We start from the raw sequence: 13,321 nt of genomic DNA on the forward strand, positions 1-13,321 counted from the left end.
CCCTGCACTCCTTGCCTGAAGTGATACGCGTGGTTCCCCATCCGCCGGCATCCGTGCTTTCGCCGATTTCCCGATGATAAGGGAATTGCCGTGACGACAACGACCAGGTCCACGGTTTTCATCGGGAATGTGCGTGCCGTCGCCGGCATCTGCGGCCATTCAGCCAATTGCAATGACTCAGTCCTGCGCCGGCTGCGCGTCCGCGCGCCGCACTTCCTCGACGAACTGGCGCATCCGGTAGCCGTCCTTCAGGCCGGGCGCCGATTCGATGCCACTGGATACGTCCACGCCCCACGGCTGGGTCGCGAGCACCGCGTCATGGACGTTGTCAGGGGTGATCCCGCCGGCTAACAGGTAGGGACGATGCACGCCGGGCGGGATCCGCGACCAGTCGAAGGCCACCCCGCTGCCGCCGCTGCCGCCCTTGACGTGGCTGTCGAACAGGAAGCCGGCCGCATGCGGGTACAGCTGCTGCAACCCGCGCGCGGTGACCTCGGCATCGCCGCCCATGGCGATCGCCTTCAGGTAGGGCATGTTGAAGCTGCGGCAGAACGTGTCGTCTTCCTCGCCATGGAACTGCAGCAGGGTGGGCCGCACCGCGCGCAGCACCTCACGCACTTCCTCGCGGTTGTTGTTCTGGAACAAGGCGACCACGTCCACCATCGGCGCGATGGCCTGGCGCATCGCCCGCGCCTCGGAAGGTGCCACGCGGCGCGCGCTGGACCGGGCAAAGATGAAGCCGATCGCGTCCACGCCCAATTCGCTGGCCAGGCGGATGTCGCCGGCCCGGGTCATGCCGCAGAACTTGATGCGGGTACGGAACAAGGTACGACTCACAGCGTCACCTCTGCCGGCAGATGCCAGTGTTCAGGATACAACGGCCCGACGAACACCAAGCCCTGCGCAGGCGCTGTCGGCCCGGCCTGGTTGCGGTCACGCAGCGCCAGCACCTCGCCGATCCAGCCCTCCGGCTTCTCGCCGGCCCCCACCATCAGCAGCGAGCCGACGATGTTGCGCACCATGTGGTGCAGGAACGCATTGGCCTGCACTTCCACCTCGACCACCTCGCCCAGGCGCCGCACCGAGATGGCCTGCAGTTCGCGCCGCGCATGCAGGGCCTCGCACTGGGCGCTGCGGAACGCGCTGAAGTCGTTCTCGCCCAGCAACGCCTGGCCGGCGCGGTGCATGGCATCGGCATCCAGCGCGCGGCGCTCCCAGCTCAGGGTTTGGCGGTACAGCGCCGGCCGCACCTGGCGGTTGAGGATGCGGTAGCGGTAGCGACGCGCCCTGGCCGAGAAGCGGGCATGGAACGCATCCACCACCGGCACGCACCAGCGCACGCAGACCGAGGGCGGCAGCCGCGTGGTCGTGCCCAGCACCCAGCCGCGCGGGGCACGGCTGACCTCGGTGTCGAAGTGCACCACCTGGCATTCACCGTGCACGCCGGCATCGGTACGGCCAGCGCAGACCACGCTGATCGGCGCATCGGCCACCGAGGACAACGCGTCCTGCAAGGTGGCCTGCACGCTGGCGCAGCCGCTCTCGCCGAGCTGCTGCCAGCCCTTGAACTCGCTGCCGTCGTATTCCACGCCCAGCGCGTATCGCATGTTTGAACCTCTTGATTGCAGTCGCCGCGGCCGGGCGCGATGGATCAGTCGCTGTCGCGCTCGGACCAGATGGCCAGCTCGTTGCCGCCCGGCTCGATGAACTGGAAACGGCGCCCGCCCGGGAAGGTAAACACCGGCTTGACCACCTTGCCGCCGTGCGCTTCCACCGTGGCCTGCAGCGGCGCCAAGCGCTCGGCATACAGCACCACCAGGGCCGACCCCGCCTCGCTGGTCGACGGCGTGCCGCGGAAGAAGCCGCCCTGCAAGCCGCCGTCATCGAAGGCGGTGTAGTCCGGGCCGTAGTCCTCGAACGTCCAGCCGAACACCTGTTCGAAGAAACGGCGGCTGGCGGCCGGGTCGCGCGAGGCGAACTCGACGTAGTCGATGCGTTGCTCACGTTTCATGGCGGTGTCCTCAGCCCAGTCGGTTCAGCAGTTCAAGCGCTTCGGCGCGCGCCTTGGGGTCGGTGCCGACCGCCACCTCGTTGAGCAGGGTGCGCGCGGTCTCGGCATCGCCCAGGTCCAGGTACGCGATCGCCAGTTCCAGCCGCTCGCGGCCGGCCGGCGCGGGATTGAGCGGCGCCACCGCGGCCATGTCGCCGGCCAGCCAGCCAGCCTCGTCACGGGCGCTGGGCTCGGGGGACGCCGGCGTCTCGAGCGCCGGCCGGTCGAACTGGCGCGACGCCTCGAACAGCAGCACCGGCTTGGGCTCGTTGCGCGGCTCCGGCACGACCTCCGCAGGCGCGACCACCGGCGCGGTCGGCTTCAACCAGGCCGGCATCGGCTCGTCATACGGCGAGGGCTCGACGACCTGGGGGGCTTGGACAACGGCCAGGGCCTCGGCAACGTCGTCCCGCCCCGCTTCCTCGAAGGACACCTCGGCCACATCCTCATCATCCAACGGGTCCGCCTCGGCTGGCTCGCCGGCCGCGATTGCGGCGCCCGCCACCGGCAGCGTGGCCGCCAATGCATCGACGTCGAACCCGCCGCGCGGGGCCGCCGGTAGCGGCGAGGGTTTGCGGCGACGGGCCAACCACCAACCAAGGCCGGCGACCACCACCAGCGCCAGGCCCAACCACAGCCACATCGGCGAGCTGCCGCCCTCACGCTTGGAGGCCTCGGCCAGGCGCTGCTGGGCAGCGGCCAGGTCCGAGTCCTTCATCGCGATCAGCGACTGCTGCTGTGCCTTGAGCTTTTCCAGCTCACCGACGCGCTCACGCAGTTCCTGCAACTCCGCATCACGGGTGGCAAGGTCTTCCTTGGCCTGACGCAACTGTTCATTTGCCAACATGTCACCCTCACCACCGGCATCGAGCCCGGTCGTCATTCCTGCTGTCTGTTGCCCACCGGCCACGGCCGGCGCGATTTCCAAGCGTGCGCCATTGCTGGCCGCGGCGGCGGACGGATTGGCGGACGGCGATGCCGCCGGGGCCGCCGCATCGGCGATGGCCGGCTGCGGGATCGCCGCACGCGCCTGCCGCCATTGCGCGGTCTGTTCCTGGACGATGGCCCGCGCCTGGGCGGCATCGACCCGCGCCAGTTCCTCCTGCGCCGGGGTACGCAGCACCGCGCCCTGCTTGAGCAGGTTGATGTTGCCGCGGATGAAGGCCTCCGGGTTGGCACGCAGCAGCGCCACCATGGTCTGGTTCATCGACACGCCGTTCTGCCGCGACAGCTCGCCGGCGATCTGCGACAGGGTCTGGCCACGGCGCACCGGTGCCAGCCCGCCCTGCGCCGGCATCGCCGGAGCGGGCACCGCTGGACGCGCCGCGACCGCCGCGGGTGCAGGCACGGGAGCGGGTGTCGGGGCCGGCGACGCGACAGGCGCCGGCACGGGGGCCGGGGCTTCCGGCAGCGGTTCGGGCTCACGCGCAATCAGGTTGGACGGCGCGGCGGCCGGGGCCTCGATCACCGGCTCGGCGAGCGCGGTGGCTGTTTCCGGCGCGGCGACCAGGGCCGAATACTCACGGACCAGGCGGCCCTGCCCCCAATCCACTTCGATCAGGAAGCCCACCGACGGCGCGTCCACCGGTGTGGCGCTGGTCACACGAATGACCGAACGGCCTTCACGGTCCTGCGCGAAGGTGAACTGCAGCTCGTTGACCAGCCCCTGTGGCGGCGGCAAGCCCACGCGCTCGAACGTGGCCGGCGACGCCAGCCCGACATGCGCGTTCTCGATCTCGCCCGGATCACTGGAAATGATCGGGATCTCGGCCACCAACGGCTGGCCCGGCTTGGAAAGCACGCGGATGTTGCCCAGTCCCAAGGCCATCGCGGCACTGCTGAACAGCGCCAGGATGAGAACCAGCACGCCTTGTAATGAGCGCATCACGCCCCTGCCCCAAAGTTTCATGGCGGCAAATATAACGGCTGCCCCGCCTTTCGAATACCGCAGCCGTGCACAGGAGTGGAAACGCCGGCCCTTGGGCCGGCGCTTTGGGAGGGGCTCAGCCGCCGTTGGCAACCAGCTCGGCCACCTGCACCGCGTTGAGCGCGGCGCCCTTGCGGATGTTGTCGGCCACCACCCACATGTTCAGGCCACGCGGGTGCGAGAGATCTTCGCGGATACGCCCGACGTAGACCGGGTCGGTGCCGGAGGCATGGGTGACCGGGGTCGGGTAGCCGCCGGCCTTGCGCTCGTCGACGACCTTCACGCCCGGGGCGCTGGCCAGCAGCGCGCGGGCCTGCTCGGTGCTGATCTTCTTCTTGGTCTCGATGTTGACCGCCTCGGAGTGGCCATAGAACACCGGCACGCGGACGGCGGTCGGGTTCACCTGGATGCTGTCGTCGCCGAGGATCTTGCGGGTCTCCCATACCAGCTTCATTTCCTCCTTGGTGAAGCCGTTGTCCAGGAACTCGTCGATGTGCGGGATCAGGTTGAAGGCGATCTGCACCGGGAACTTGGTCGGCTCGATCTCCTGGAAGCCCAGCAGCTGCGCGGTCTGCTTGCCCAGTTCCTCCATGCCGGTCTGGCCGGCACCGGAGACGGACTGGTAGGTGGCCACGTTGATGCGCTCGATGCCGTATTCGCGATGGATCGGCGCCAGCACCGGCATCAGCTGCATGGTCGAGCAGTTCGGGTTGGCGATGATGCCGCGCGGGCGGTTCTTCGCCGCTTCCGGGTTCACCTCGGAGACCACCAGCGGCACGTCGTCGTCGTAGCGGAACGAGGACGAGTTGTCGATGACGACCGCGCCGGCGGCGGCGAATTTCGGCGCATATTCCTTTGAAATGCCGCCACCTGCCGAGAACAGCGCGATCTCCACGCCGGTCGGGTCAAACGTGGCCAGGTCCTGGATGGTGATCTTCTGGCCTTCGAAATCGACCTGCTGGCCGGCCGAACGCTCGGAGGCGAGCAGGCTCAGCGTGCTGATCGGAAAATTGCGCTCGGCCAGGATCGACAACATGGTCTGGCCGACGGCGCCGGTGGCGCCAACAACGGCTACGTGGAAACGACGGGCTTCATTGCTCATGGGGTGCACTCGAAAAAAGGATGGGGGGACACACGTCGAGCCAGGTTCGGGGAACCTCCGGCAGACAGCCTCGGAGGCTCCCTATCGTTTTTTGGTGTCGATGATGCGGGCGTTGCCGCCGGCCAGCAGCTCACCATTGATGGCATTGGCCGGCTGCCCGGCCGCCGGGCCAAGACCCAGCCCGGCCAGCAGGTTGTCCACGGCCACCTGCACCATCGCCCGGCGCGTGGCCAGCGAGGCACTGCCGATATGCGGCGTCAGCACGATGTTGCGCAGCGCCAGCAACTCCGGGCGCACGTTGGGTTCGTTCTCATAGACGTCCAGACCGGCCGAGGCCAGCCGGCCATCGGCCAGCGCGTCGGCCAGCGCCAGCTCATCGACGATGCCACCACGGGCGATGTTCACCAGCGTGGCACTGGGCTTCATCTTCGCCAGTGCGACAGCATCGATCAGGTGGTGGTTCTGCGCGGTGTACGGCAGCACCAGCACCAGGTGATCGGCCTGCGCCAGCAGCTCGTCGAAACCGACGTAGCTCGCCCCGACCGCCTGCTCCACGTCCTGCGGCAGCCGCGAACGGTTGTGGTACAGCACCTTCATGCCGAAGCCGTGATGGCCGCGGCGGGCGATGGCCTGGCCGATGCGGCCCATGCCCAGGATGCCCAGCGTGCTGCCATGCAGGTCGGCGCCGAGCATGGTGGTGAACGACCATTGCCCCCAATTGCCCTCGCGCAGCCAGCGGTCCGATTCGACGATGCGCCGGGCCGCCGCCATCAGCAGCGAGAAGCCCAGGTCGGCGGTGGTTTCGGTGAGCACGTCCGGCGTGTTGGTGGCGATGATGCCCGCCGCACTCAACGCCGCGATGTCCAGGTTGTTGTAGCCGACACCGACGTTGGCGACGATCTTCAGGTCCGGCGCATTGGCGATCTCGGCCGCACCGATGCGCTCGTTGAGCGTGATCAGCGCGCCGTCCATGCCGGCCAGGCGGGCACGGATCGACGCACTGTCATGCGCGGTGACCTCCGGCGTGGCGACCACCTCGCAGTACGCGGCCAACTGCGCGACGGTGTCGTCGAACAGCGGCTGCGATACCCAGACGCGGGGCCGTGGTTCAGCCATCGATGCTGCCCGGGATGCGCGGGCTCATCTGGCCGACATCACCGCATTGCGCGCGGTGGCGCAATGCCTGGTCAACCAGCACCAGCGCCAGCATCGCCTCGGCGATGGGGGTGGCGCGGATGCCGACGCAGGGGTCGTGGCGGCCGGTGGTGATCACATCGACCGCATTGCCGGCCGTGTCCACCGTGGCGCCGGGCAGACGCAGGCTGGAGGTGGGCTTGAGCACCATCGAGGCGACGACCTGCTGCCCGGTGGAAATGCCCCCGAGGATGCCGCCGGCATGGTTGGACTGGAAGCCCTCCGGGCTGATCAGGTCACGGTGTTCGGTGCCCTTCTGCGCGGCACTGGCAAAGCCGTCGCCGATCTCCACGCCCTTGACCGCGTTGATGCTCATCAACGCGGCGGCGATGTCACCGTCGAGCTTGCCGTAGATCGGTTCGCCCCAGCCCGGCGGCACGCCGTCGGCGACCACGTTCACGCGCGCACCGACCGAATCACCGGACTTGCGCAGCGCATCCATGTACGCCTCCAGCGCCGGCACCTGGGCGGCGTCGGGCCAGAAGAAGGGGTTTTCCTCGACCACGCTCCAGTCGAAACCGACCGGGGTGATCTCGCCCAGCTGCGACAGGTAGCCACGCACGGTCACCCCGTGGCGCTGCTGCAACCATTTCTTGGCGATCACGCCGGCGGCCACGCGCATGGTGGTCTCGCGCGCGGAGGAACGGCCGCCACCGCGCGGGTCGCGGATGCCGTACTTCTGCCAGTAGCTGTAATCGGCATGGCCCGGGCGGAACTGCTGGGCGATGTTGCTGTAGTCCTTGCTGCGCTGGTCGGTGTTGCGGATCAGCAGTGCGATCGGCGTGCCGGTGGTGCGGCCTTCGTAGACGCCGGACAGGATCTCGACCTCGTCGGCCTCGCGGCGCGCGGAGGTATGGCGGCTCTTGCCGGTGGCGCGGCGCTGCAGGTCGTGGGTGAACTCCTCCGGCGCGATCTCCAGCCCCGGGGGACAACCGTCGATCACGCAGCCAATGGCCGGCCCATGCGATTCGCCGAAGGTGGTGACACGAAAGAGTTGTCCGAAGGTATTCACGTTGCCGATTCTGTCCTGCGCTTGTGCCGTCAATCCCGCACCGGGGAAACCACGGCGAAGGCCCGGGCCCTCGCCGCCTGCGCCCTTACGGGCGCTGTGCCGCCAGTTCGGCGATCCGCGCATGGTGGGCGCGCAGCTCGGCCGCCTCCACCGCGAAGATGCCCATCTGGCCGACCTTGAACTCGATCCAGGAGAAATACACTTCCGGCAGCAGCTTGATCAGGTGCTGCTCGGAGTCGCCCACCTCGCAGATCAGCAGGCCTTCCTCGGTGAGATGGTCCGGCGCATCGCGCAGGATCTTCAGCACCAGGTCCAGGCCATCGTCGCCGGCGCGCAGGGCCAGGTCCGGCTCGTGCGAATACTCCTGCGGCAGCGCATCGGTCTCGTCGTTGGTGACGTACGGCGGGTTGGTGACGATCAGCTCGTACACCCGGCCCTGCAGGCCGTTGAACAGGTCGCTCTTGACCAGTTCGACGTTGTGCGCGAGCAGGCGCTCCTTGTTCTCGAACGCCAGCGACAGCGCGGCGTCGTTGACGTCGCTGCCGTCCACCTGCCAGTTCGGGTAGTAGTGGCCCATGGCGATGGCGATGCAGCCCGAGCCGGTGCACAGGTCCAGCGCGCGGGTGACATCACGGCCGGCCAGCCACGGCTCGAAGCCGTTGAGGATCAGCTCGGCGATCGGCGAGCGCGGCACCAGCGCACGCGCGTCGCTCTTGAAGCTCAGGCCCGCGAACCAGGCCTCGCCGGTCAGGTAGGCCGCCGGCTGGCGCTCGTTGATGCGGCGCTCGAACAGCGCCAGCACGCGCTCGCGCTCGTCCGGCAGCAGCCGCGCCGCGCCGTAGGCCGGGCCGAGGTCCGGCGGCAGGTGCAGGCTGTGCAGCACCAGCTGGGTCGCCTCGTCCAGGGCGTTGTCATAGCTGTGGCCGAAGGTCAGGCCTGCGGCATTGAAACGGCTGGCGCCGTAGCGGATCAGATCGATGATCGTGTGGAGTTCGGCAGCCGCCTGGGCAGTCATGGCAATACGGAAATACTTGAAAGGTCTGCGATTATAGGCGCGTGCCCGGTATATTGAGTGCCCAGTTGCAGCCGAAACTTCGGCAATGGCCGCCAGCACCCGCCCGGCGGGGCCTTCCCGGCCCATGGGAACAGGCCTGCAATCCCCTACACTCCCGTGTCCCGCCCGTGGCCCACTCCCGCAGTGGCCACCTCCGAACGGAAGCAACGGCCCATGTTCAACCGCAATATCGGCATCATCCTCGCCATCGCCCTGGCGGCCGGCCTCGGCCTGGTACTGGCGCAGAAGGTGTTTGGCCCGAGCAACAAGGGCACCAACGGCACCAGTTCAATCATTTTCTATGGCACCCCGCGCACCCTGCCGGAATTCGACCTGGCCCAGTCCGACGGCACCCGGCTGATCCCCGGCGAACTGCATGGGCACTGGAGCCTGGTGTTCCTGGGCTTCACCGCCTGCCCGGACGTCTGTCCCACCACCCTGGCCGAGCTGGCCCAGGCCCAGAAGCAGTGGCAGGCCATTCCCGACAGCCTGCGCCCGCGCGTGGTGCTGGTGTCGGTGGACCCGGAACGCGACACCCCGTCCAAGCTGGGCGAATACGCCCATGCCTTCCACAAAGACACCCTGGCCGCGACCGCGGACATCCCGTCGCTGGAGCGTTTCGCCACCGCGCTGGGCATGGTGTTCCAGAAGGTGCCGGGCAAGCATTTCGAGCAGAACCCCAGCGACTACAGCATGGACCACTCCTCCAGCATCGCGGTGCTGGACCCGAAGGGCCGCCTGGCCGGCCTGATCCGCCCCCCGTTCAACCCGCAGGCCATTGCCAGCGACCTGACTAAGCTCACCGAGAACACCGCCCCATGAGTCTGGTAACAACGCTCACCTACGTCCTGCCCCATCGCCTGCTGTCCTCGATGGCGCGCTCGCTGGCCTATTCGCAGAACCCGCGGATCTCGCGCTGGCTGATCGACACGGTGACCGAAAAATTCAACGTCAACCTGGCCGAGGCGGCCAACCCGGACCCACGCAGCTACCCCAGCTTCAATGCGTTCTTCACCCGCGCCCTGAAGCCGGGCGCACGTGCGGCCGCCACCGACCCGCGCACCCTGACCATGCCGGCCGATGGCCGCATCAGCCAGCTGGGCCCGATCCAGGACGGCCGCATCTTCCAGGCCAAGGGCCAGTCGTTCACCGCCGCCGAGCTGCTCGGCGATGCCGCCGACGCCGTCCCGTTCAACAACGGCCTGTTCGCCACCGTGTACCTGTCCCCGCGTGATTACCACCGCGTGCACATGCCCTGGACCGGCACCCTGCGCGAAACCGTGCACGTGCCGGGCCGTCTGTTCAGCGTCGGCACCGACGCGGTGGCCAACGTGCCGCGCCTGTTCGCCCGCAATGAGCGCCTGGTCTGCCATTTCGACACTGATTTCGGCCCGATGGTGCAGGTGATGGTCGGTGCGCTGCTGGTCAGCGGCGTGGAGACGGTATGGAGCGGTGAGGAGATCCCCGCCTACGGCGACCGCATCACCCGCAAGGACTGGCGCGGCAAGGGCATCACCCTGGAACGCTTCGCCGAGATGGCGCGTTTCAACTATGGCTCCACGGTGATCGTGCTGCTGCCGCCGGGCGTGGCCGACTTCGAGCCGTCGTTGAGGGCTGAAAGCCCGGTGCAGCTGGGCCAGGCGCTGGCGACGTTGAAGTAGGCCAGACGGAGCCTCCCCCTCCCCGACCCCAAAAAAGGGCGCCCTGCGGCGCCCTTGTTCATTGCAGGAACCGCCTCAGCGGTCGCAGCCTTCCAGCTTCAGCCGCTGCCCCGGCTTGATCGCATAGGCCGGCGCGCGCAGCCCATTGGCGCGTGCCAGGGCCGGCACCTCGCACTGGAAGCGGCTGGCGATGCGGCCCAGCGTGTCCCCCCGCGCCACCGTGTAGCTGCGTGCCTGGCGGCGTGCCGGAGTGGCCGGACGCGGCGCCGGGGCGGGCGTGGCGACTGGCGGCGGCACCTGCCCGCCCTGCATGGCCTGCACATCGCCCACCGCCACGCTGCCGGTGAAACTGGTCGCGGTCGGGCGCTTGATCGCCGCATTGACGTCGGCGGTGATCAGGGTGCGCGCCAGATCCGCGCGCGGGCCGCTCACGCAGTAGCGGTTGTACAGGCCGGCAATGCGGGTGGTCGCGTTGATCGTGGTGCCGGCCGGGATCCAGCCATCAGCCTCGTAGCGCGGGTTGAGGTTGCGCAGCGCACGCATGTAGCCATCGCGCGTGCCGGTGCTGCCCAGGCAGATGGTCAGCTCATAGATGGTGGTCGAACGGGCCAGCCGGATCGTCGCCGGCTGGCCGTTGATCTTCGGGAACTCCACCCCGTACTGCTGCGGGTGCAGGAAGATCCAGGCCGCAGCGATCACCATCGGCACGTAGTCCTTGGTTTCGCCCGGGAACTGGTTGTACGCCGAGTCCGTCCAGAAGCTCTGCCCGCCCATGTCGCGGTAGATGCGGGCCGCCCGGCCCTCGCCGCCGTTGTAGGCGGCCAACGCGTATTCGATGTTCCGGTTGAGTCCGCGCATGCGCTCGTTCATGTAGGCCGCGCTGGCCTCGGCGGCGCTGCGCGGGTCAAAGCGCGTGTCAAAGCCGGTGCCATCCGGGCCCAACCCGAAGCGGCGGCCGGTGGCCGGCATGAACTGCATCAGGCCGGCGGCGCCCACCCGCGAGGACGCATGCACACGGCCATTGGACTCCTTGGCCATGATGCCGAACAGCAACGCCTCCGGCAGACCGCCCTTCTCCCACTCCGGCCACATCACGCCGCGCAGGTTCATGTAGTTCTCGTAGCTGGTCAGCAGCGCCGGGCGCATGTCGGTCAACCAGCGGCGGATACCGGCCTGGATCGCCGGGTTGTACTCGACCATGTCGTCGAAGGCATGGCGGTGGTCGTTGAGCAGGGCCGCGGCACGGGCCGCTTCCGGGACATCGGCCCGCAGCGGCGCGACATGGTCCGGATCCGCCTCGACCGGCATGCCGGCGTCGTCCTCCTCGTCGGCCGCCGCACCGTCCACCTTCTGCTTGAGCAGGCGCTTGTAGGTGGTCAGCAGGCCACTGACCGTACAGCCCTTCTGCGCGATGCAGGCGGTGATCACGTCCTCCATGTCCTCCAGCGCGGCATCCGACTCGGCGGTGCCCTTGGGATCGGCGTTGTTCACCAGCACCAGCGCGTCGCTGTAGCGCTTCTCCGCCGCCGCCATGCGGGCCTCGATGGCCTCCACCCTGGCCTTGTCGCGGGCCGACAGCGCATGCGCCGCCGGCACCACCGTCAACAACGAAACCGCGACCAGCAGCGACCAGGGACGAAGAGAGAACAGGGATACGGACATCAGCAACACTGCGCGCGAAAGGTCAGGCAGGGTAGCCGCCGGACTTGCCCGGGGGCAACAATGACACCGTCCCGATACAGTCGGCCGTTAGAATCCCCCTTCATTCATCTATGAGTGCTTCCATGGACCCGATCCTGCTCGGCAAAGGCGTCACCGACGACATCGCCGTCACCCTGCTCCCGCGTTTTGGCAACCGCCATGGCCTGATCGCAGGGGCGACCGGCACCGGCAAGACGGTGACCCTGATGACCCTGGCCGAAGGCTTCTCGCGCCTGGGCGTGCCGGTGTTCATGGCCGATGTGAAGGGCGACGTGGCCGGCCTGGCCGTCCCCGGGGAGGGCGGCGAGAAGCTGGCCCAGCGCGCCGCCGAGATCGGCGTGGACGGCTACGCCCCGGCGGCCAGCCCGGTGGTGTTCTGGGACCTGTACGGCCAGCAGGGCCACCCGGTCCGCACCACCGTCAGCGAGATGGGCCCCACCCTGCTGGCGCGCATCCTGGAGCTCAACGACACCCAGTCCGGGGTGCTGGACATCGTATTCAAGCTGGCCGACGACCGCGGCCTGCTGCTGCTCGACCTGGACGACCTGCGCGCCCTGCTCAACCTGGTGGCCGAGGAACGCAAGGACATCTCCACCGAGTACGGGCTGGTCAGCGCGCAGTCGGTGGCCGCCATCCAGCGCTCGCTGCTGCGGCTGTCGCAGGACGGCGGTGAAGCCTTCTTCGGCGAGCCGGCGCTGGAACTGGCCGACATCATGCGCGTGAACCATGACGGCCGCGGGGTGGTCGGCATCCTCGCCGCCGCCCAGCTCATCCTCAAGCCGCGCCTGTACTCGACCTTCCTGCTGTGGCTGCTGTCCGAGCTGTTCGAGCAGCTGCCGGAGGTGGGCGACCTGGACAAGCCCAAACTGGTGTTCATCTTCGACGAGGCGCACCTGCTGTTCGACGACGCGCCGCCGGCGCTGGTGCAGCGCATCGAGCAGGTGGTGCGACTGATCCGCTCCAAGGGCGTGGGCGTGTACTTCTGCTCGCAGTTCCCGGATGACGTGCCGGCCAACATCCTCGGCCAGCTCGGCAACCGCGTGCAGCACGCCCTGCGCGCCTTCACCCCGCGCGACCAGAAAGCGGTCAAGACCGCGGCCGAGACCTTCGTCCCCAACCCCAAGCTCGACGTGGTCGCCACGCTGTCGCAGCTGGGCACCGGCGAAGCCCTGGTCTCCACGCTGCAGGACAAGGGCGTGCCCTCGCCGGTGCAGAAGACCCTGATCGCCCCGCCCCGCTGCCGGATGGGCGCGATCACCGAGCCTGAGCGCGCCCAGGTGCGCGCCGGCAGCCCGGTCGGCACCCGCTACGACACGGCGGTCAACCGCGAGTCGGCGGCCGAGCTGCTGGCCAAACGTGCCGAGAAGGCGACCGAGCAGGCGCAGGCACCGAAGGCCCGCACGCGCCAGCAGGACGAGGAACAGGAAGGCGGTTTCGGCCAGAGCATCAAGGACGCCATCTTCGGCACCAAGCGCCGCCAGGGCATGATCGAGACGATGGCCAAGCAGACCACCCGCACCGTCGGCACCAAGCTCGGCAATCAGATCGTGCGCGGCATCCTCGGCAGCATCTTCGGCGGCAAGCGTTGAGTAGCGCCGGGTGCCGGCCGTTGCCGGCACC

General features: G+C 68.6%; 12 protein-coding genes. 3 read left to right on the plus strand and 9 right to left on the minus strand.

Features of this window, described 5'->3' with window-relative positions:
- Positions 1–177: 177 nt before the first annotated feature.
- From IB227_RS02655 to prmB, 8 genes are all read right to left on the minus strand, one after another.
- Entirely contained in the window at positions 178–837 is a 660-nt protein-coding gene (locus IB227_RS02655) for a phosphoribosylanthranilate isomerase (protein ID WP_132864364.1), read from the minus strand.
- Positions 834–1,607, minus strand: coding sequence for a tRNA pseudouridine(38-40) synthase TruA (gene truA / locus IB227_RS02660; RefSeq protein WP_192286204.1), 774 nt, complete (start codon positions 1,605–1,607; stop codon positions 834–836). Before truA ends, IB227_RS02655 begins: the two co-directional genes overlap by 4 nt.
- A gap of 44 nt (positions 1,608–1,651) precedes the next feature.
- Positions 1,652–2,011, minus strand: a complete 360-nt coding sequence (locus tag IB227_RS02665) for a VOC family protein (RefSeq protein ID WP_132864366.1) — start codon at positions 2,009–2,011, stop codon at positions 1,652–1,654.
- A 10-nt stretch (positions 2,012–2,021) separates the two neighbouring features.
- On the minus strand, positions 2,022–3,935 hold the full coding sequence (locus IB227_RS02670) for a FimV/HubP family polar landmark protein (RefSeq protein WP_192286205.1): 1,914 nt from the start codon (positions 3,933–3,935) through the stop codon (positions 2,022–2,024).
- A 118-nt stretch (positions 3,936–4,053) separates the two neighbouring features.
- The gene (locus IB227_RS02675; RefSeq protein ID WP_192286206.1) at positions 4,054–5,079 is read right to left on the minus strand and encodes an aspartate-semialdehyde dehydrogenase; all 1,026 of its coding nucleotides are present in this window, start codon (positions 5,077–5,079) and stop codon (positions 4,054–4,056) included.
- 81 nt (positions 5,080–5,160) lie between these two features.
- Complete coding sequence (locus IB227_RS02680; RefSeq protein ID WP_192286207.1) at positions 5,161–6,195, minus strand: D-glycerate dehydrogenase; 1,035 nt, start codon at positions 6,193–6,195, stop codon at positions 5,161–5,163.
- A complete protein-coding gene (aroC, locus tag IB227_RS02685) occupies positions 6,188–7,294 on the minus strand; it encodes a chorismate synthase (RefSeq protein ID WP_192287250.1) in 1,107 nt (368 codons plus the stop codon). Before aroC ends, IB227_RS02680 begins: the two co-directional genes overlap by 8 nt.
- A gap of 76 nt (positions 7,295–7,370) precedes the next feature.
- Positions 7,371–8,300 carry a 50S ribosomal protein L3 N(5)-glutamine methyltransferase gene (gene prmB, locus IB227_RS02690; protein ID WP_132864370.1) on the minus strand — a complete coding sequence of 310 codons (930 nt, stop codon included), beginning with the start codon at positions 8,298–8,300 and terminating at the stop codon, positions 7,371–7,373.
- Between the two features lie 213 nt (positions 8,301–8,513).
- On the opposite strand from prmB, the gene IB227_RS02695 reads away from it, so the two are divergent.
- Entirely contained in the window at positions 8,514–9,161 is a 648-nt protein-coding gene (locus tag IB227_RS02695; protein WP_192286208.1) for an SCO family protein, read from the plus strand.
- Entirely contained in the window at positions 9,158–10,000 is an 843-nt protein-coding gene (gene asd, locus IB227_RS02700; RefSeq protein ID WP_192286209.1) for an archaetidylserine decarboxylase, read from the plus strand. Before IB227_RS02695 ends, asd begins: the two co-directional genes overlap by 4 nt.
- A gap of 75 nt (positions 10,001–10,075) precedes the next feature.
- On the opposite strand, the gene IB227_RS02705 is transcribed toward asd, so the two are convergent.
- Positions 10,076–11,662 (minus strand): transglycosylase SLT domain-containing protein, encoded by a 1,587-nt coding sequence (locus IB227_RS02705; protein WP_192286210.1) that lies wholly within the window; start codon positions 11,660–11,662, stop codon positions 10,076–10,078.
- A gap of 122 nt (positions 11,663–11,784) precedes the next feature.
- Here IB227_RS02705 and IB227_RS02710 point away from each other — a divergent pair, with 122 nt between their 5' ends.
- Entirely contained in the window at positions 11,785–13,290 is a 1,506-nt protein-coding gene (locus tag IB227_RS02710; RefSeq protein ID WP_192287251.1) for a helicase HerA-like domain-containing protein, read from the plus strand.
- Positions 13,291–13,321: the final 31 nt, after the last annotated feature.

Origin of the sequence: Stenotrophomonas sp. STM01, from assembly GCF_014852135.1 — a bacterium.
GTDB lineage: Bacteria > Pseudomonadota > Gammaproteobacteria > Xanthomonadales > Xanthomonadaceae > Stenotrophomonas > Stenotrophomonas capsici.

Bases quoted from the DNA above. Each gene is read 5' to 3' on its own strand.
- truA (WP_192286204.1), bottom strand. From the start codon at position 1,607: ATGCGATACGCGCTGGGCGTGGAATACGACGGCAGCGAGTTCAAGGGC.
- IB227_RS02665 (WP_132864366.1), bottom strand. From the start codon at position 2,011: ATGAAACGTGAGCAACGCATCGACTACGTCGAGTTCGCCTCGCGCGAC.
- IB227_RS02670 (WP_192286205.1), bottom strand. From the start codon at position 3,935: ATGCGCTCATTACAAGGCGTGCTGGTTCTCATCCTGGCGCTGTTCAGC.
- IB227_RS02675 (WP_192286206.1), bottom strand. From the start codon at position 5,079: ATGAGCAATGAAGCCCGTCGTTTCCACGTAGCCGTTGTTGGCGCCACC.
- IB227_RS02680 (WP_192286207.1), bottom strand. From the start codon at position 6,195: ATGGCTGAACCACGGCCCCGCGTCTGGGTATCGCAGCCGCTGTTCGAC.
- prmB (WP_132864370.1), bottom strand. From the start codon at position 8,300: ATGACTGCCCAGGCGGCTGCCGAACTCCACACGATCATCGATCTGATC.
- IB227_RS02695 (WP_192286208.1), top strand. From the start codon at position 8,514: ATGTTCAACCGCAATATCGGCATCATCCTCGCCATCGCCCTGGCGGCC.
- asd (WP_192286209.1), top strand. From the start codon at position 9,158: ATGAGTCTGGTAACAACGCTCACCTACGTCCTGCCCCATCGCCTGCTG.
- IB227_RS02705 (WP_192286210.1), bottom strand. From the start codon at position 11,662: ATGTCCGTATCCCTGTTCTCTCTTCGTCCCTGGTCGCTGCTGGTCGCG.
- IB227_RS02710 (WP_192287251.1), top strand. From the start codon at position 11,785: ATGGACCCGATCCTGCTCGGCAAAGGCGTCACCGACGACATCGCCGTC.